This window comes from Clostridia bacterium (assembly GCA_017394805.1).
GTDB lineage: Bacteria > Bacillota > Clostridia > Christensenellales > CAG-1252 > RUG14300.
This window is the reverse complement of the sequence record JAFPXC010000014.1, coordinates 24,831-43,806: the sequence shown is the minus strand read 5'-3', so window position 1 is coordinate 43,806 and position 18,976 is coordinate 24,831. Positions and strand designations below refer to the sequence as shown.

General features: G+C 52.6%; 15 protein-coding genes. 13 read left to right on the top strand and 2 right to left on the bottom strand.

Annotated elements, in window-relative coordinates; genetic code table 11:
- Window position 1: 1 nt before the first annotated feature.
- Window positions 2-1,066, bottom strand: a complete 1,065-nt coding sequence (locus II896_04085; GenBank protein ID MBQ4443824.1) for an uL15 family ribosomal protein — start codon at window positions 1,064-1,066, stop codon at window positions 2-4.
- A gap of 516 nt (window positions 1,067-1,582) precedes the next feature.
- On the opposite strand from II896_04085, the gene II896_04080 reads away from it, so the two are divergent.
- The 6 genes from II896_04080 to II896_04055 all read left to right on the top strand — a co-directional run bounded on the left by II896_04080 (window position 1,583) and on the right by II896_04055 (window position 6,641).
- The gene (locus tag II896_04080; GenBank protein ID MBQ4443823.1) at window positions 1,583-2,113 is read left to right on the top strand and encodes a hypothetical protein; all 531 of its coding nucleotides are present in this window, start codon (window positions 1,583-1,585) and stop codon (window positions 2,111-2,113) included.
- A 238-nt stretch (window positions 2,114-2,351) separates the two neighbouring features.
- On the top strand, window positions 2,352-3,029 hold the full coding sequence (locus tag II896_04075; GenBank protein ID MBQ4443822.1) for a hypothetical protein: 678 nt from the start codon (window positions 2,352-2,354) through the stop codon (window positions 3,027-3,029).
- 89 nt (window positions 3,030-3,118) lie between these two features.
- The gene (locus II896_04070) at window positions 3,119-3,703 is read left to right on the top strand and encodes a hypothetical protein (protein MBQ4443821.1); all 585 of its coding nucleotides are present in this window, start codon (window positions 3,119-3,121) and stop codon (window positions 3,701-3,703) included.
- Between the two features lie 18 nt (window positions 3,704-3,721).
- The gene (locus tag II896_04065) at window positions 3,722-3,988 is read left to right on the top strand and encodes a hypothetical protein (protein ID MBQ4443820.1); all 267 of its coding nucleotides are present in this window, start codon (window positions 3,722-3,724) and stop codon (window positions 3,986-3,988) included.
- A 44-nt stretch (window positions 3,989-4,032) separates the two neighbouring features.
- Window positions 4,033-4,695, top strand: a complete 663-nt coding sequence (locus II896_04060; protein MBQ4443819.1) for a hypothetical protein — start codon at window positions 4,033-4,035, stop codon at window positions 4,693-4,695.
- 89 nt (window positions 4,696-4,784) lie between these two features.
- Window positions 4,785-6,641: a S8 family serine peptidase gene (locus II896_04055; GenBank protein MBQ4443818.1), complete on the top strand. Its 1,857-nt coding sequence runs from the start codon at window positions 4,785-4,787 to the stop codon at window positions 6,639-6,641.
- 222 nt (window positions 6,642-6,863) lie between these two features.
- On the opposite strand, the gene II896_04050 is transcribed toward II896_04055, so the two are convergent.
- Window positions 6,864-9,533 (bottom strand): calcium-translocating P-type ATPase, PMCA-type, encoded by a 2,670-nt coding sequence (locus tag II896_04050; GenBank protein MBQ4443817.1) that lies wholly within the window; start codon window positions 9,531-9,533, stop codon window positions 6,864-6,866.
- A gap of 181 nt (window positions 9,534-9,714) precedes the next feature.
- Between II896_04050 and II896_04045 the strand changes: the two genes are divergently transcribed.
- The 7 genes from II896_04045 (at window position 9,715) to II896_04015 (ending at window position 18,783) form a co-directional block, all read left to right on the top strand.
- Window positions 9,715-10,617, top strand: coding sequence for a hypothetical protein (locus II896_04045; protein ID MBQ4443816.1), 903 nt, complete (start codon window positions 9,715-9,717; stop codon window positions 10,615-10,617).
- 461 nt (window positions 10,618-11,078) lie between these two features.
- Window positions 11,079-11,963, top strand: a complete 885-nt coding sequence (locus tag II896_04040; protein ID MBQ4443815.1) for a transporter substrate-binding domain-containing protein — start codon at window positions 11,079-11,081, stop codon at window positions 11,961-11,963.
- A 46-nt stretch (window positions 11,964-12,009) separates the two neighbouring features.
- Entirely contained in the window at window positions 12,010-12,819 is an 810-nt protein-coding gene (locus II896_04035) for an amino acid ABC transporter permease (GenBank protein MBQ4443814.1), read from the top strand.
- Window positions 12,820-12,926: 107 nt separating this feature from the next.
- Window positions 12,927-13,646 (top strand): amino acid ABC transporter ATP-binding protein, encoded by a 720-nt coding sequence (locus II896_04030; protein ID MBQ4443813.1) that lies wholly within the window; start codon window positions 12,927-12,929, stop codon window positions 13,644-13,646.
- 610 nt (window positions 13,647-14,256) lie between these two features.
- Window positions 14,257-16,677 carry a YwaF family protein gene (locus II896_04025; GenBank protein ID MBQ4443812.1) on the top strand — a complete coding sequence of 807 codons (2,421 nt, stop codon included), beginning with the start codon at window positions 14,257-14,259 and terminating at the stop codon, window positions 16,675-16,677.
- 3 nt (window positions 16,678-16,680) lie between these two features.
- Entirely contained in the window at window positions 16,681-18,354 is a 1,674-nt protein-coding gene (locus II896_04020) for a hypothetical protein (GenBank protein ID MBQ4443811.1), read from the top strand.
- Between the two features lie 9 nt (window positions 18,355-18,363).
- Window positions 18,364-18,783, top strand: coding sequence for an Ig-like domain-containing protein (locus II896_04015; GenBank protein MBQ4443810.1), 420 nt, complete (start codon window positions 18,364-18,366; stop codon window positions 18,781-18,783).
- The last annotated feature ends 193 nt before the right edge of the window (window positions 18,784-18,976 follow it).

The following is an 18,976-nucleotide window of genomic DNA, read 5'->3' as shown; positions in this document are numbered from 1 at the left end:
ACTAATCTCCTTTTACCCGAACGGCTTTGCCGCCCGTCAATACGATCATCTTGGCGGCCACGAGGCTGAAATCATCGGCCTCCACCGTCAACGGTTTGTCCAGCGCCCCGCGTGCGCATATTTTGAGATAGCCGCATTGGGGCGACACGAGCCGACGGCGAACGAGCGAGTCCACGTTGACGAGTTCGCCCGCTACGAAGTTGCGGCAAAGGACGTCCACGTTGACCACCGCCTTGCGTTTGCCCTTGCGCCGAAGGGCGCGCACCACCTCGATGGCACCGCGGGCTTCGGCGTCGGTCATGGCCGCTTCGGCCTTGGCCGCGTCCACCAAAACGGGGGGTACGTCCACGGGTTTTTGCGCCGTATCGGGGGACGGGCTCGCATCCGCAAGGGGTGCGGTATCGGGCGTTAGGTCGGCCGCCGCTTCCTCTATGGCGGATTGTCCGACCACGCGCACCAAATTGCGGCGCATAAGCGTCTCCACCGACTCGCGCTCGGGGGCGTAGGCCACGGCCTGCGGCTTGCCCTCCCCTATGTCGAAGCGGCGCATGACGTCGGCGGACAATTCCAAGGCGTAGCGCAAGCCGCGCTTGGACTTGACCTTGATCTGCATAGGCACGTCGGCGAATTTCTTTTTGTGCCCGACGTCGCGGAAGCGGTACTTGGTGCCGAGGTAGGCGGCGCTGTCCAACGCCAAATAGACGATGAGACCGTTGCCGCGAACGTTGATCTTGACAAGTTGGTGGCGCCCGCAGTTGAAACTGTCGAAACACCAGGACAAACGGCTCTTGACGCCCTTGTAGGAAAGAAGCGCGTTTTTCAACACGTTGTAGTAGGCTTTGAGATTGTCGGCGGCAAGGCTCATCTTGGCGATGAACGCGCGATTGTAGCGGATAAAGCCGCCCTCCTCGCCTTCGTCGTCCTCATCGTCGGCCGCGACGTCCTCGTCGGTATATTCTTCTTTGTCCCACTCCTCTTCGGCGAGTTGCCTGTAGGTGACGGCGACATCCGCCACCCCCATCTCGGGCAATTCGGTCGAATAGGTCGTTTTGTTTCGGTCTTCCATACGCTCCCTATGCCCCATAAGGGGGCATTTTACAGTTCTACAACCATTATACAACCATTTGAACGCCCATTCTTACGAATGGTATCTATACTATGTATAGATTGGTCGCTACGCTCCCTGCGTTCGGTTGCAAGGCGGCGCAAGCGTTATGCAAATACTTCGCTTCGCTCGTGCTTGCACGCTTGCTTCTATTATACCATAATAAACCGCATTTTGCACGAGAAATTTCATTTTTTTACTTTATTTAATGTTATGCTATCCATTTGTCGTATACTCGTCGCGTTTTACCGAATGAAAACGAGGCGCGAGCGATATCTTCCGCCGTCCGAAACGGCTATTGACTTTACAGCCGAATCATATTATAGTGTATAGTAGCGTATTGGAGAAAACCAAGACGGCATCCCCTATTATTTTTATGGATTTTAACGGAATGGTGGGACAGTGCAAGGGGCTGAAGCATTATTTATTGTAGGAAGGCAAAATGCTTTCGGCGAGAATAAATAAGGAGGATAAATTATGAAAAAGTTTACGTTGTTATTGATGGTCGCTATCCTTGCGTGCCTCGTGATGGCGATGGCCGTGGGGTGCGGGGATAGAAATACGCCGCAGGACGACAACACGCAAACACAAGAGCCATACGAGCCGACGGAAGAGGAAATACAGGCCGCGATAGAGAGGTATGGCGTAGAACTGAGTGACGGCACCAGATGGGATGACAAGAGCGGCGTGATTTTTGCAACACTGACAAGAGAGGCTACGCTGGGACTAAAGGACTACGCCGCAAATGATTTCAAGGAACTCGGCGAATGCACGGTGCAAAATACTTTGAAAGAACTACAACAATATGTCGTAGATAAATCCAAGGGATTACCTACAGAACGAGAGTACAACATAGATGTTGGCACATACCAACACACTTTGATAATAAAAATCGAAAAACCAAATTTGAACCGTATCATCCGTGCCTGCATCCTGCTAGAAAGAAGAAACGACATAGAAAAGGCGCGGCCGGATAAAGTTTTTGAAGTAGAAGATAATGTTTTTTGACATTGCATCCGTAACATCGGAACATTGACTTAAACGAATCAATATCGAAAGCGCTTGGGCGTTGACAGAAGGGAGTGAAGACGTGTTGGTGGGCGTGTTGGATACGGGGATAGACGAGGGAAAAATGTCCGTTGAAACAACAGCCTAAGAATATATGGGACAGAACGGGAGCCTAAAGCATTATTTTTAATAGGAAGGCAAAATGCTTTCGGCGAGAATAAAAAGGGAGAAAGGAATTATGAAAAAGTTTACGTTGTTATTGATGGTCGCTATCCTTGCGTGCCTCGTAATGACGGTGGCCGTGGGGTGCGGGGATAGAAATACGCCGCAGGACGACAACACGCAAACGCAAGAGCCTTACGAGCCGACGGAAGAGGAAATACAGGCCGCGATAGAGAAGTATACTTCAGAATTAGAGGAAGGAAGCGCAATAGCGTCGTCCCCGTATATAATTGTTACGCTCACATTGGCGGCCACACGCGAATTCAAAGATTATACATCGGAAGATTTCAAAGGGATAGGCGCGTATACTATAAAATGGAGCGAAGAAAATATTGCAAAATATGTCAAAGCAAAACTTCAAGGATTGCCCACCGAAAAAGAGTATAGTCACATCAACCCGGAAACGTATCAACGTCGGTTTTATGTCGAAACGGAGTTACACGACCTAAAAGAAATAGTGCGCGCTTGTATCCTATTAGAGCGGAATCCCGATATAGAAAAAGCGCGACCAGAATACACAATTCCTTGGAATATGAATAACGGAGGGGCAAATCCGGCGCCGGTAGCCACTTGGCTTCAGCAAATCAACATCGAGGAGGCTTGGGCGTTGACTCAAGGGAGTGAAGACGTATTGGTGGGCGTGATGGATACGGGAATTGACGAGGGAAAAATGTCCGTTGAAACAACAGCCTAAGAATATATGGGACAAAACGGGAGCCTAAAGCATTATTTTTAATAGGAAGGCAAAATGCCTTCGGCGAGAATAAAAAAGGAGGATAAATTATGAAAAAGTTTACGTTGTTATTGATGGTCGCTATCCTTGCGTGCCTCGTAATGGCGGCGGCCGTGGGGTGCGGGGATAGGAATACGCCGCAGGAGAATAATCCGACCGACGCACAAACGCAAAACGGGGGCGACAATTTATCCTTTTTGTCGTATCGCTCGGCATACGAAACAACATACGTTGGTTATTATCCATTCCTTGGCGATAGCAGTAGCAGAATTATCGTTATCGACTCCATTCGGGGTTTGCATGAAACAGACGAAGCACTTGGCAATCCTTTTTACGGAGAGGATAATGGTAATTATGACAGCGAACTAAGTAAAACTATGCGCAACTATACGGTAGGGTTCTTTGAAAACAAGGCAATCCTTTTCGCTATATTATCTTTGCCGCACTATGAGATACTGTCGCTAAGCCGAATCGAGACGGTCGATGCGAATTTGGTCGTATCGTTTAAAAGCCCATCTGATGGCGCAACGGAACAATATGCGGAAGTGCTAACAACGGAGTTGTTTGTAATCGAGATTGAAAAGGAATCTATGGAAAATCGCGACGTCAAGATAAATATCGTCAACAAAGAATAGCATCGAGGATATTTATATATGGATAGCCGTGTAGTAAAATGTAACCATCTTAGTATGGGTTTCGCAATGAGTATTCCGTTATCATTGGGAAGCTTATCTGCAGAATCAGAGATAGGAGTAGTGATGGAGAATCTTGAATTTGCTGAAGATCGGGTTTTAGTCGTGCTTTCAAACAAAGAAACAAAATCCTTCCGAAATTATACAAAAACGGCATCCCCTATTTTTTTTAAGGTTTTTAACGGAATGGTGGGACAGTGCAAGGGGCTGAAGCATTATTTATTGTAGGAAGGCAAAATGCCTTCGGCGAGAATAAATAAGGAGGATAAATTATGAAAAAGTTCACGTTGTTATTGATTGTCGCTATCCTTGCGTGCCTCGTGATGGCGATGGCCGTGGGGTGCGGGGACAGGAACACACCGCAGGACGACAACACGCAAACACAAGAGCCATACGAGCCGACGGACGAGGAGATACAAGCGCGTTGGATGCAAGAGATTAATGGCAAGCAAGACTGGGATTTTTGGGATAATCGTTTGAGCGTTACACTTACAAAGGAAGCCACAAGAGCATTCAAATATTACACGACAGACGATTTCTCAGAAGTAAATGCGACGGACGTGTATTTAGGAATAACCGCACAATTCGAAAGTGCAAAAAACGCATATTACGGATTGTCTCAAACATCAACGGATTATCATATCGACTTGGATACCTATCAAACAAAATGGGAGATCAAACTTCCCGAAAACGACAAGGAGAACGTGATAAGGGCGATAATCATTTTAGAGCACCGTGACGACGTAGAAAAAGCAGAAATAGTGTGGCAGACAAAAATAATCGGCGAAACCAGCGTTTCTTTGGAGAACTGGTGGCATCCTATGATTCAGCTATCCGAAGCAATTGCACTTTGTGAGAGCGATACGATTATCAAGGTCGGCGTGGTAGATACGGGGATAGACGAGGGAAAAATGTCCGTTGAAACAACAGCCTAAGAATATATGGGACAAAACGGGAGCCTAAAGCATTATTTATTGTAGGAAGGCAAAATGCTTTCGGCGAGAATAAATAAGGAGGATAAATTATGAAAAAGTTTACGTTGTTATTGATTGTCGCTATCCTTGCGTGCCTCGTGATGGCGGTGGCCATGGGGTGCGGGGATAGGAACGCACCGCAGGACGACAACACGCAAACACAAGAGCCATACGAGCCGACGGACGAGGAGATACAAGCCGCGATTGAACGATACGCGGCAAGATTCGGCGGAAGAGTCGAAAAATTGGGTACGGGCTCTCTAATCATAACGTTAACGATGGAAGCCACGAGGAAATTTAAGAAATATACGACGGAAGATTTCAAAGAGGTTGGCGAATGCTCCCTCGTCCACGGCTATCAAACTGTAATGGACTACGTTGAAGCGAAGTTGAAAGGTGTACCAACCGAAAAAGAGTATCCTTGGATAAATCCGGAAACCTATCAACAACAGATTGGATTGATTTTCACATCTTCCTCTCTTGAAGACACGGTACGAATTTGCCTTATTTTGGAAAGACGCCCCGACATAGAAGAAGCGTGCCCCGATGAGAGGCTTACTTTCGATAGCGAAGGTGGGAACTCTATTACGCCCACCGATTGGGCTTCCTATATCAACGTCGCAGCCGCTTGGGCGTTGACAGAAGGGAGTGAAGACGTGTTGGTGGGCGTGCTGGACTCGGGTATAGACCATAATCATTCTAACCTTGACAACAACCTTGATGATACGGCTATGCATAGGGATTTCACGGTCGCCAACGGCGAATTCATTCCAATCCCAGAACCCGAAGATGCCACAGGACACGGCACGAAAGTAGCCGGCATCATAGCAGCAGAGGGGACAGGAGAAACAAAAGGTGTGGCTCCTAACGTGCGTTTGGTTTCATTGAAAGTTGATCATATAAACAATATAACCGATGCTGTTTCATACGCAAAAGAGAACGGTATACACATATTGAATATGAGCTTAGCTTCCTCTTTGGAAAATTTTGCACTTCATACTATTCTTAGCAATTATGACGGCCTACTCATTTGCGCTGCAGGCAATGACGGAAGTGACTTGGATAATAGCGTTTTATATCCGCAAATATACAATAAAACAAGTTCAGCAGAATATTTGAGCAACCTAATCGTAGTTGGGAATTGTGATTTTGCAATCGGACTTCCTTACCCGCATAGTTCTTCCAATTATGGAGATGAAACAGTAGATTTGTTTGCTCCGGGTATCAACATTTACAGTACTGCTATTACCGGCTATGAAATCGTATCGGGCACCTCTTTTGCCGCACCGATGGTGGCGGGCGTAGCGGCACTGCTATACTCCTATATACCCAATATTACGGCGAGTCAAGTAAAAGCACACATTTTGGAAAATGTTACCGACTGCTCCTTTTTACACGGATATTGCAAAAAAGGTGGCATGCTGAATGCGGGCGCCGCACTGGAATTGCACGCGCAACAAAAAAGCACCGCGTTATATAATGCGGAACGGCACTACGCCACCTACGTGAATTGCACCGCGTGCGGGGGAACGCATACCGTCAAAGAACCGCATACCTACGGGGCGTGGCAATACAACAACGGCACGGGACACTACCATACATGTACCGAATGCGGCTATACGGAAACGGTGGCGCATACCTACGCCTACGTTTCGCAAGGAAGTAGCGAGCACTCGCGGACTTGCTCGATATGCGGATACTCCGACAACGAATCGCATCAATTAATCTATATCAATCTCGGAATATATCAAGGGCATAGAAGTAGATGCGCAAAATGTTCCTACACGCTATACACCGAGGCTCATACTTGGTACTACAATAATCATACCCATATCAATCATTGTATGAAGTGTAACGCAACAGCGCAAGTCGTACCGATTATACAGAACATCGAGGAACCCGAATAGGATAACTTTTCCGCCACAACAAGTGCGCCCCGAGAAAAATCTCGGGGCGTTATTTTTCGCAAGGTGTTGCGCTTGATTCGGAAATCTCCCGTGGCTGACGAATCACCGCGAATACGATAACGTAAAAGTCGGGGCGTAGGAACGGAACGTTTTACGGCGGATTGCAGTCAACGGTTCCCCTCGATGGCAAGACCTTTTGGCCAATAGAGGAATCGCGGCGTATCAGGCCGTCCGCGCTTTGCGGCGGGCGAGGGCGCGGACGATGAGTTTGCGCACCAAGTCCACGGGAATGATGACGAAGGCGAAGGCCAATACGACCAAGAGTTGGGTGACGGAAAGACCGTAGCAGGCGAAGACTTTGTTGCCGAAATAGGTAAGAAGCAGTTGAATGACCGCGATGCCGCTCATACAGAGAAGGAAGCCGCGGTTGCGGGTGATATTCTCGAATAGGTTGAGCCCCTCGGCGCGCACGTTGAAGCCGTTGAATACGGCGGCGAAGATGAAGAAGGTGAAGAACGCCGTGCGCAAAATATCGTCGGACGTATACCCCCTATCCGCGCCAAAGAAGGATTTGACGCCCCCCGTCAACAATAGGACGAGGCTCAGGCCGACCATCACGGCGGCACTCGTGAAGACCGCCGACCACATATTGCGGCTGACCAAGGCCTCGGCGCGGGACTTGGGGCGCTCGAGCATATACCTGTCCAACGGCGGCTCGCCGCCGAAGGCCAAGGCCGCCAAGGTGTCGATGACCAGATTGAGCCACAATATCTGCATGATGGTGAGGGGATTGACGATGCCGAAGATGGGCGCGAGGATATTGATGGCCACGGCCGCGACGTTGATGGTGAGTTGGTAGACGATGAACTTGCGAATGTTGTTGAAAATGGTGCGACCGTAGAGAATGGCCTTGCCGAGGGTGGAAAACTTGTCGTCCAGAATGACGATATCGCCCGCCTCTTTGGCTACCTCGGTGCCGCCGCCCATCGCAAAGCCCACGTCCGCCTTTTTGAGCGCGGGGCTGTCGTTGACGCCGTCGCCCGTCATGCCCACCACGAGATCGAGTTCCTTGGCGGCGGTGACCAAACGGCTCTTGTCCGAAGGCAAGGCGCGCGCGACCACGCGCAAGCGCGGCAATATCTCTTTGAGTCCATCGTCGGTATAGGCCGCCAACTCGTCGCTGGTGAGCACCAAGTCGTCCTCGCCCCTAAGAATGCCCGCCTCGCGGGCTATGGCGGTGGCCGTCTCCTTGCGGTCGCCCGTGATCATGACCACTTGTACGCCCGCGCCCTGCACGGTGGCGATGGCCTCACGCGCATCCTCGCGCAAGTCGTCGCGAATGGCCGCCATGCCTATCCAAACGTACTCGGCGTCGGGCAACTCGCCCTCCTCGGAAATGGCGCCCAAGGCGTAGGCCGCGCCCAGCAAACGCATGGCGCGACAACTCATCTCGTCCATGATGGAAAGCACCGCATCGGCGTCCAATGGTAGCAAATTGCCCTCTACGTCTACGTATTTCGTGCACATCGCCAAAACGCGCTCTCCCGCGCCGCGGACGTAGGTGACGCCGTCCGCCGTGGCCGCGGAATACTTCTTGGCGCTGTCGAAAGGAAGACGGCAAGCGACCGTGACGTCATCGACGGAGAAGTCCTTGGCGAAGGTGAGCAACGCGCGATCGGTGGCGTTGCCGCCCACGGCCTTGCGGGCGTCGCCCTCACCCGTGAGGACGGACTCGCTGCACGTCTTGAACGACACGGCAAGTCGGTCGCGGAAAGAGGCGGGAAGAGCGTCCGCCGCGTACGCGTTGCCCGCGCCGTCCACAAAGGAAACGACGGACAAAAGCCCTTTGGTGACGGTGCCCGTCTTGTCGGTGAACAGAATGTTGAGACTACCCGCCGTCTCGATGCTCATAATCTTGCGCACCAAGACGTTGTCGCGGAGCATTTTGCGCATATTGAGACCGCTGACCAAAGCGATCATCAAAGGCAACCCCTCGGGTACGGCCATGACGATGACCACCACCGCGAGCATCACCGACTCGATGACGTCGGACAAGACCACGTCCCATTGGGAGAAATATTCGCGAATGAGCGTGCCGTCAAAGCCCTGCGCCACGAAAAACTTGAGGAACAAAAACAGCAAGGCGATGAGCACGCCGCCCACGTAGCCGAAACGGCTGATGCCCTTGGCCAACTTGGCCAACTTGACCTTGAGGGGGGAAGGACGGTCGGTATTCTCCTGCAACTCCCGGGCAATGGCGCCGTACACGCTGCGGTCGCCCACGACCGTGACTTCCATAATGCCCGCGCCTTCGCTCACGACCGAGCCGCGATAGACGCTGAATCCGTCCAGTAGGTCGGGCGTATAGTCCTCGGGCGGGGTGACCGCCGTCTTGTCGCACTCGCGGCTTTCGCCGTTGAGGACGGATTGGTCCACGGCGATGCGACCGTCTACCATACGACCGTCGGCGGGAACCTTGTCGCCCGCCTGCAACATAACGCAGTCGCCCACGACCAAGTCGTCCACGCTCAACTCCACGATGACGCCGTTGCGCCATACGCGGCAAAGGATGCGCGAAGCCTCTTCCTGCAACTTGCGGAAGGCGTTTTCGTTCTTGTACTCGGAAAAAGTGGATACCAAGGTGGCGATGAGAACGGCCGCCGCGATGCCGATCGGCTCGAACCACTCTGCCTTGCCTTTGGCAACCTGCTCGTATACGGTAAGGCCTATATTGACGACCAACGCCACCATCAAAATGCGAATCATCGGATCGCGGAAATTGCCGAACCACTTGCGCAAGAAGCCCTCGCCTTTGGTCTCGCTGAGGCGATTGGTGCCGTATTGCTCACGCGAAGCGGCCGCTTCCGTATCCGTTAAACCCCATCCTTTCATATCTGCTCCCATAGCAAAAAAATCACTACCGCCGAAGCGGCATATTACTATTATAGACGGGGCAAGGGCGAATGTCAACAAAGCGCGAGAAATCCGTGCCGAGGTACGGGAGAAATAGTGTGGGTGCAAATCGGTTGACACGAAAATGAGAGATTGCTATACTGTTGGCGGAGGATATATTATGCAAATACATCACATTTTCGTTATCAACCCCACCTCGGGCAAGGGCAGCGACAAACAACCTCTCGTGAAAGCCATACTCGAACGCAAGGGCGTCTATAACGTGGATTACTATATGACTACCGAGCCTCAAGACGCTACCAAATACGTGAACGACTACTGCAACGCGCACCCCGACGAGGAGATCCGTTTCTACGCGTGCGGCGGCGACGGCACCCTGAACGAAGTGGCGTCGGGCGCGGTCGGGCACAAGAACGCGGCCATCTCGGTGTACCCCTGCGGCAGCGGCAACGACTACCTGAAATACTACGGCGCAAAGGAAGCCTTCCTCGACCTCGACAACTTGATGAACGGCACCGTGGAAGAAGTGGATATTATGCAAGTGGGCGACCGCTACGCCCTGAACGCCTGCCACTTCGGCTTCGACAGTTACGTGGCCGCGAAAATCTCGGAGTATCGCCATACAAAGAAGAATCCGTATATGTCGGCCGTGCTGTACACCCTCGTGCACGGTATGCGCAACCAAGCCAAAGTCGTGTGCGACGGCAACACCTTTATCGACGGGGACTACCTCATCTGCACCATCTGCAACGGCAAATACGTGGGCGGCGGCTACAAGTGCGCCCCCTATAGCGACAACAAGGACGGTCTATTGGAAGTGGCGGGCATCAGCCCCATCTCGCGTATCGGCTTTTTGTCCCGTATGGGCGAATATCAGTCGGGCGAATACCTCGACAGCCCGCGTTTCAAAAAATTTGTGCGCCATATACGCGCGAAGGAAGTGCAAATATCCGTGCCCGAGGGCTTCGGCGTAAGCCTGGACGGCGAAGTGATCTACCAAACGGAAATCACCGTCAAAAACATAGAAAAAGGTATCCGTTTCGTCGTGCCGAAAGGCTGCTGAGAAGACGCACGCCGAGAAAAAACGCGAAAAACACATGCGACAAGACCGGCCATACCGCATAGCGGTATGCGCGGTATCGGCGGGCGCGCCCCAAACGCCACCGCCAAGGCAAAACGCAACAAAAATAAAAAAATGTAAATTGCCCCTTATTTTCGATTGACTTGGTCGAAAGGGGTTTGCTACAATGAATACATAATTGGATAGAGGTCGTGACCTTTATGATAAACCGAGCGGCACAGACAACACTCGGCGGTAAAGGAAAGGTCACCGAAGCAAAACCCTTCGGTCTGTCGGGCGGTTCTGCTGGGACGGCGTAGAATATGCGTCGGACTGTCACGCAAGTGGAGAGCTATCAAATATTGTTGACCGCAATATGGCTTTCGCTTGTTGCGGGATTTTTTTCGTAACGGGCTATGGAAAACTCAAAACCGGTTAAATCTATTTCTCAAAGGAGTACAAACATGAGAAAATCCGTCAAAATCATCAGTCTGGTCATCGTCGTGGCTATGATAGCCACATTAGCCGTCGCCTTTACGGGTTGTAACGACAAGCCGTCGGGCGAGAAGGAGAAACTGTACGTGGGTTTGGAATGCGCGTACGCCCCCTTCAACTTCACCCAATCGGACGACTCCAACGGCGCGGTGCCTATCTACAATACCAACTATAAGCGCGCGACGGGCTACGCCAACGGCTACGACGTGATGATCGCCAAAAAGATCGCCGAAAGTCTGGGCCGTGAATTGGTCGTCGTCAAGATGGAATGGGATCCCCTTATCCCCGCCGTCATGGCCGGTACCATCGATATGATCATCGCGGGTATGAGCCCCACCGCCGAGCGTAAAGAGAGCATCGACTTCTCGGACGCCTACTACGACAGCCAATTGGTCGTGGTGGTCCGCAAAGACGGCGCATACAAGGACGCGCAATCCCTCGCCGACCTCTCGGGCGCCAAGATTACCGCGCAATCGGGCACCTTCCACTTGGACGCTTTGAACGCGCAAGGCCCCGCCAAAGGCATCGTCAATCCCTATCAACAAGGTATGGAAGACTTCCCCGCCATGATCAACGCCCTTAACACCAGAGTCATCGATGGTTACGTCGCCGAAGAGCCGGGTGCCGTGGAGAACTGCGCCTCCAACAGCGACTTCACCTATATCCACCTGACCAACAACGGCACGGGCTTCGCGGCTTCCGCCGAGGATACGGCCATCGCCGTAGGTTTGAAGAAAGGCAGCGCCCTGACCGCCAAAGTGAACGCCGCCTTGGCCGCCATCAACCAAGAAACCCGCCTACAAATGATGGTACAAGCGACCAATTACTCGACGGGTACGAACGTGGTCGAATAATATATTATTCGAACGCGAACAAAAGAACGCAGAATAAGGTACAAGTATGTTTTTTCAACGAATCGGTAGTATTCTCGAAAACTACTACCACAGTATATTGCTGGGCGTGGGGTACACGATGCTGGTGGCCCTCATCGGCACTATCATCGGCCTACTCATCGGTCTAATGATAGGCGTATTCCGCACCATCCCCACCCCCCGCAATCGCTTCCTGAAAGTCCTCAAAAAGATAGCCGACGTCATCTTGTCCGCCTACGTGGAAGTCTTCCGCTGTACGCCTATGATGGTGCAAGCCATGGTCATCTTTTGGGGATTTGCTTTGCTGAACAACGGGCGCACGTTGGACGTGACGTTCTCGGCGCTGGTCATCGTGAGTATCAACACGGGCGCTTATATGGCAGAGATCGTCCGCGGCGGCATTATCAGTATCGACAACGGGCAATTCGAGGGCGCGCACGCCATCGGTATGAGCCATACCAAGACCATGATTTACGTGGTCATTCCGCAGGCGTTGCGCAACATCTTACCTTCGGTAAGCAACGAGTTCGTCATCAATATCAAGGATACGTCCGTATTGAACGTCATCGGCTTTATGGAGTTGTTTTTCCAAGCCAAGGATATCGTGCGCAGTAACTATCTGACCTTCGAAACCTACCTCTTGGTCGCGGGTATTTACTTCGTGCTGACCTACTCCATCACCCTACTCTTGCGCTTCATCGAGAAGAAGATGGACGGCAAAAAGGATTACCAAGTGCAAGGCTCGGGCAATATGTCCGCCGAAGGGTTCGCCATGGAGGAAAGCATCACCCTCGAACAACGCGCGAAAAACGAAATGCGCCATAGGAACAGGAGGTGAACGATATGAGTGAAGAAATGAACGCCGCATTGGAAAACGCGGAAGAAGCAATCGTCCAAACGGAAGCCGCCCCCATCGACGTCGAAACGCCCGCGGACGAGAACGAGATCATCCGTATAGAGCACCTTGGCAAGACTTTCGGCACGCACGTCGTTCTGCGCGATATCGACTTCTCGGTGAAGAAAGGGGACGTGACCTGTATCATCGGCAGTTCGGGCAGCGGCAAGAGCACGCTCTTGCGGTGTATCAACCTGTTTGAAACCCCCACCACCGGCCGCGTGCTGTACCACGGTACGGATATAGTCCACACCAAAAACCCCGACAAGTACCGCGAGAAAGTGGGAATGGTGTTCCAAAGTTTCAACCTGTTCAACAACCATTCGGTGCTGGGTAACTGCACCCTGGGCTTGAAAACCGTCTTGCACCTCTCGAAAGAAGAGGCCAAGGCGCGGGCGATGAAGTATCTGTCCATCGTGGGTATGGACAGTTTCATCAAAGCAAAACCCCGCCAACTGTCGGGCGGACAAAAACAACGCGTCGCCATCGCACGGGCGTTGGCGATGGAACCCGACGTCATTCTCTTCGACGAGCCGACCTCGGCCCTGGACCCCGAAATGGTGGGCGAAGTGCTGTCCGTCATGCGTACCCTCGCCGAATCGGGATTGACCATGATCGTGGTGACGCACGAGATGGGGTTTGCCAAAGAAGTGGCCAACAAAGTGGTGTTTATGGACGCGGGCGTGATCCTCGAAGAAGGTACACCGGACGAGATATTCAACCACCCCAAAGAGGAACGCACGAAAGCGTTTTTGTCGAGCGTAAAATAGCGAAAATCACATCGAAGGCGGCGGGTAAAACCGCCGTTTTTCGTTGCGAAAAAACCGAAAAACACAAGTGAAAGCCTACGCTCGTGCGGTTTTTCTCACATACAAATATTGTATCCATAAATAGTTTGGCATAGTAGTTTGGCATAGTGATTTTGAAGTGCGCGGGCATTATAAGTATGCAGTTATGCGCGTAAATTTTATATTTATACGATATTTTTTACTTTTTTGTGCGTTTTTTCCTACTTTTGGAGGATAGGTTGGTGAATACGGGTTGACGAATCTCCGTAGGTGGGGTATAATAGGGTTGCAGCGAACAACTGCCAATACAATCAGTTTGACAGACAGGATGAGGCGAATGCGCTCGCCGCCGTAGACCGTAATAATCTATACGACGATTATCGAAGGCTACCGACTATATTGCGATTGGGGTCAGGCAATTCATCGATGGGATATCGACGAACAAACGATTGATTGGAAGATCCGCCGCCACTTTCCGCAGGCTGTCGTGTGACAGAGCGAAGGAAAGGTCAATCCCCCGATTGGGACGTCGATGGGCGGCCGTTTCGGCGGGCGAAGAAAGACGATCGGTTGCACCCTCGGTGCACATGGTATGAACGAAAGCTTAGTGGCATTGGGCACGGTAGGTTTCGGCACGCTGTTCTTTTTTGTACAGAGGTGGCTGAAAGACAAAACCCTCACGGTCAAATCCAAACAATATAATATGGGCAATCTGCTGTTCCGATTGATGTCGGCACTGCTTTTCTTGCTCTTTATTCCGCATCTCTTTACCCAAAACGATTTGAGTTATATGACCCTGAACGCCAAAACGGTGGCGGACGGGCATCTCGTCATGTCCGCGTTCCCGGCGGCGACCACGGTCCTATTGATGATATTGCGTTGGTTCTCGGCGATGACCTTGGCCACCGTGATCTTGTTGCCCTTCTACGACAAGGAGACCGCGCGCGACTTCACGGCGTTGGTCGGGCCGATTTTCGCCCTGCTCAACGCGATTTTCTTCCGCACGATAATGACCTCTTATATCGGCAGTTGGCAACCCTACCATTGGCGCACCGTGATCTACGCGTGCCTGGTGGCGTTCGCGGGGGCGTTGTCCGTCAAGGAACTCATCGCTTTGATCGTGGAAAAGCGGTGGCAAAACTTAGGCAAACGTTTGGGCCGAATGGGGCTCTACGTCCTCTTCTACCTGATGGCGTTTATGCCCGTGTACGGGCCGCAACTGTGCGTGGGTTATATCGGTCAAAAGACCTCGGGCTTCGTGCTGACGCACCGCCTGCTCATCTATTTGACCGTGCTGTTCCCCTTCGCGGTGTACTTCCTCATGCGCAAGAAGTCCTACGAGGAGCGCCGCTATATGTTGATGATGCTGGCCTTGTCCGGATTCATTCAATACTTTGTGTGGCAATCCCACCGCTCGGGCCTGACCAGCCTGCCTCTGCACCTCTGCAATACGGCCATCGCGTTGATGTTCTTCGCCTACGCCTTCCGCTTGAAGGGCGTGTTCTACTTCACCTACCTCGTGAATATCATGGGCGCGTTGATGGCCATTATCCTGCCCAACACGACGGGCGAATTGACCAAGGGCGGCAATATCGTATTTTGGTACAACCATATCTACGCCGTGGTGCTTCCCTTCCTCGGCGTGGCGCTACGGGTATTCGAGCGCCCCAATATCAAGTTGATGTACAAGGCCATCGCGGCCTTCGCCGTGTACGTATTGGCGGCGGCGACCCTGGACGGTTGGCTCAACAACTCGCCCCTCAATACGACCGGCTCGGAAGTGGACTACTTCTTCCTGTACAGCACGTTCTTCACGGATAAGTTCGCCTGGGCCATACCCATCAAGGAAAACTTCGTGTGGACCATCAACGTGTCCGCCGATACCAAGATAGTCTACTTCTGGCTGTACGATATCACCGTCTTCGTGATAGCCGTGGCTCTGATGTTCGTGATGTGGGGCGTGTACGGCATCACCTACAAGGTGGGCGACCGACACCAGGAACTCGCCAGACGTAAACGCCTGCGCAAAATAGACCAACTCAATTTGTTAAAAGAATTAGACGGGCGCAGTCCCAAGGAACCATTGAACCCCGAAGGAGTCGATATGATACGCATTAATCATTTCTCCAAAACTTACGCAGGCAGCAACCGCAAAGCCGTGGACGATATCACGTTGGAAATCAACGACGGCGAAGTGTTCGGCTTCATAGGACACAACGGCGCGGGCAAGTCCACCACCATCAAGAGTATGGTCGGCATACAGACCATCACCGAAGGCAGCATCGAGATAGACGGCTACGATATAGCCCGACAGCCGATGGAGGCCAAGTTGCGTATCGGCTACGTGTCGGATAACCACGCCGTGTACGAGAAACTGACGGGCCGCGAATACGTGAGTTACGTCGCGGACCTCTATATGGTGAGCGAAGAGGACAAGGCCGAGCGATTGGCGCACTACGCCCAAATGTTCGGCATCGAGGACGCTTTGGACCGCGAGATCAAGGGCTACAGCCATGGTATGAAGCAAAAGATAATGGTGATAAGCGCCCTTATCCACAACCCCAAAGTGTGGGTGCTGGACGAGCCTTTGACGGGATTGGACCCCACGAGCGCCTATCAAATAAAGGAATGTATGCGCGAGCACGCGAACGCGGGCAACGTGGTGTTCTTCTCCAGCCACGTCATAGAAGTGGTCGAGAAGATATGCGACCGCGTGGCCATTATCTCGGGCGGCAAACTGTGCCGCGTGTGCACGGCCAAGGAAATACACGACCAAGGGCTGTCCTTGGAGCAGATCTACCTGCAATACGCGCAGGAATCCGAGCGCAACAAGTCGGATAAGTACGGCGAGCACACCGAAACCGAAAACGCGGACGCGGCCGTAGACGAAACCGCCGCGTTGGCAGAAGCCGCCGCCGACCAAACGACGGGCGAAGCGACGGAAGCCGCCGAAGCGGAAGAAACGAACGAACAAACGGTTGAGGATAAACCGAACGATACGACGGAAGACTAAACCATGAGAAAGACCAAGGAAGAACGCAATTCGTCCATGCGGCGAATCAAATACCTGTTCCTCTTGCAGACGGGAGATAAGTGGCGCGCCATACGGCAAGGCAACAAGAAAGCCCTCGCCTTCCGCTATTTCTTGGGGACGTTGGGCGTGGCCGCCATCACGGCGGGCCTGATCTTTTTGCTGCGGTACGTCAAGAACACCTATCAATTCAACCTGAGCGCGAATCTGCTGACGACCGTGCTGTTCGTCACGCAACTGTTCGGCATCATCAGTTGTACCGCCAGCATGATGTCGGTATTGTACCTGAGCCGCGAAAACAATATGCTTTTGGCATTCCCCTGCCACTACAACGAGATATTCGTGAGCAAGATATTGGTATTTTCGGTAGAAGAATTCAAAAAGAGTTTCTTCTTCGTACTGCCCTTCCTGGTGGCGTTCGGCATCGCCGCGACGCCCGGCGTGGCCTATTGGGTGCTCGTCGTGCCCGCTTGGCTCATGCTGTGCCTATTGCCCGTGCTGTTGGGCGCGACTTTGTCCATAGGCGCCATCTACGTCAAGCGATTCCTCGACAAGCATATATGGCTCTATGCGTTGGTCGTAGCCGCCGCCCTCATCGGCGTGTTCGTGCTGGTGGTGCATATCCTGTCCCTCATCACGCCGCCGTTGAAACTGGTGACGACGTACGTGCAATTCTTGGCCAGCCTGGAGAGAGCCTTCGCCGCCGTCAATAAGTTTGCCTTGTGGTACAACTTCTTCGGCAGGATGCTGTTCGGCACGAAAGTGTGGCTGTATCTACCCCTGAACCTCGTCATCTTCGCGGGGTTGGGCGCGTTGTGCTTCCTGGTGGCTATGCCTTTCTACTTCAAGGCGGCATCTTCTACTGCGGAATCGGCGCGCAACAAAGGGCACAAAGTGCGCAAGGCGAAGAAGCACGGCCTCTTTGCGACCTTCCTGCGCAAAGAGTTCACCTTGATGTTCCGCACGCCCAAAGAGGTCAACTCGGCCTTGTCGGTCATCTTGATCTTCCCCATGATAACCTATATCCTCAATATCATCATCACGGCCATCAATACCAACCTATACGGCAACTATATGACCGTGGCCTTCAACGTGATGATCATATTGAGCCTTTTGGGCACGCATAACGCGAACTGCGCGCAGGCGCTGTCGTCCGAAGGCAGCGAGTTCGCCGTGCTGAAAGCCGCGCCCAGCAATATGATGACCATGACCTGGGCCAAATTGACCGTGACCAGCATCGTCAACCTCATCGCCGTGGTGGTGTCCATCGTGCTCATTCGCATTCCCTTCCGCTTCTCCAACGGATTGGCCCTGTCCACCTCGCTGTCGGCGACCGAATTGGTGTTGATGACCTTGCTCATCGTACTGTTCTCCATAGGGCATATCTTTTGGAGTTTCGAATTGGATATACGCAACCCCAAGATCGCCGACTACATTACCCAAGGCGACGCCGTGGTGGACAACCCCAACGTGGCCAAGGCCATCGTGATGGGATTCGTGACCGCGACGTTGGTGGGTGTGATCACCCTTTTGCTCCTCATCGACAACTACACGACGGGGTGGGTGCGCATCCTCATCATCGCCGCCGCGTTCTTGGCGGCCAGAATCTATCTCTACCGAAGCAACCTGAAGAGTTACTTCGACGAGATACAGGCATAGGAGGCGGATATGAACAAGAAAATAGTCGTCATAGTCGTCATAGTCGAATGCGTGCTGGCCGTGTTGATGGTGTCCCTTTTGGGTGCCGCCATCGAGAACGCGCACAAGGAAACCAAGTGCACGGAGATCTATTTCACCAACTCGGACTACGAAAAACTGCGTGACGATTGGATACAACCCGTCGAATTGACGGACAGCAAGCGAGGCTACCAACTGTATTGGGTGGTCAGCCCCGACAACACGACGGATAAATCCGTCGTCTTCGAGTCGAGCGATCCCGAGAACGTCATCGTGTCCCCCACGGGATACGTCACCTTCTTCGAGGACGTGGCCGTGACCATCACCATCACGGCGGCCGACGGCAGCAACCGTTCGGACAGCATCCAACTGGTGCCCAAAGCCAGCGAGAGCGACGTGGACGACATTTAGACTTTATCGGCGCAAGCGGTACGACCGAGAGGGATCCGCCCGAGGTCGCGTCAATTATCCCATGCGAGCGCCTGACATCTTTATTCCGCACGCCACGCGTGCGTAGCAACCGTGCCAACCGCACTACATCGTTTGCGCCGAATACGAAAGGCGCAAATACCGCCGAGGGAGTATCGAAACGCCCCCGACAGAC

Coding starts and splice junctions, on each gene's coding strand:
- II896_04085 (MBQ4443824.1), bottom strand. CDS start 1,066: ATGGAAGACCGAAACAAAACGACCTATTCGACCGAATTGCCCGAGATG.
- II896_04080 (MBQ4443823.1), top strand. CDS start 1,583: ATGAAAAAGTTTACGTTGTTATTGATGGTCGCTATCCTTGCGTGCCTC.
- II896_04075 (MBQ4443822.1), top strand. CDS start 2,352: ATGAAAAAGTTTACGTTGTTATTGATGGTCGCTATCCTTGCGTGCCTC.
- II896_04070 (MBQ4443821.1), top strand. CDS start 3,119: ATGAAAAAGTTTACGTTGTTATTGATGGTCGCTATCCTTGCGTGCCTC.
- II896_04065 (MBQ4443820.1), top strand. CDS start 3,722: ATGGATAGCCGTGTAGTAAAATGTAACCATCTTAGTATGGGTTTCGCA.
- II896_04060 (MBQ4443819.1), top strand. CDS start 4,033: ATGAAAAAGTTCACGTTGTTATTGATTGTCGCTATCCTTGCGTGCCTC.
- II896_04055 (MBQ4443818.1), top strand. CDS start 4,785: ATGAAAAAGTTTACGTTGTTATTGATTGTCGCTATCCTTGCGTGCCTC.
- II896_04050 (MBQ4443817.1), bottom strand. CDS start 9,533: ATGAAAGGATGGGGTTTAACGGATACGGAAGCGGCCGCTTCGCGTGAG.
- II896_04045 (MBQ4443816.1), top strand. CDS start 9,715: ATGCAAATACATCACATTTTCGTTATCAACCCCACCTCGGGCAAGGGC.
- II896_04040 (MBQ4443815.1), top strand. CDS start 11,079: ATGAGAAAATCCGTCAAAATCATCAGTCTGGTCATCGTCGTGGCTATG.
- II896_04035 (MBQ4443814.1), top strand. CDS start 12,010: ATGTTTTTTCAACGAATCGGTAGTATTCTCGAAAACTACTACCACAGT.
- II896_04025 (MBQ4443812.1), top strand. CDS start 14,257: ATGAACGAAAGCTTAGTGGCATTGGGCACGGTAGGTTTCGGCACGCTG.
- II896_04020 (MBQ4443811.1), top strand. CDS start 16,681: ATGAGAAAGACCAAGGAAGAACGCAATTCGTCCATGCGGCGAATCAAA.
- II896_04015 (MBQ4443810.1), top strand. CDS start 18,364: ATGAACAAGAAAATAGTCGTCATAGTCGTCATAGTCGAATGCGTGCTG.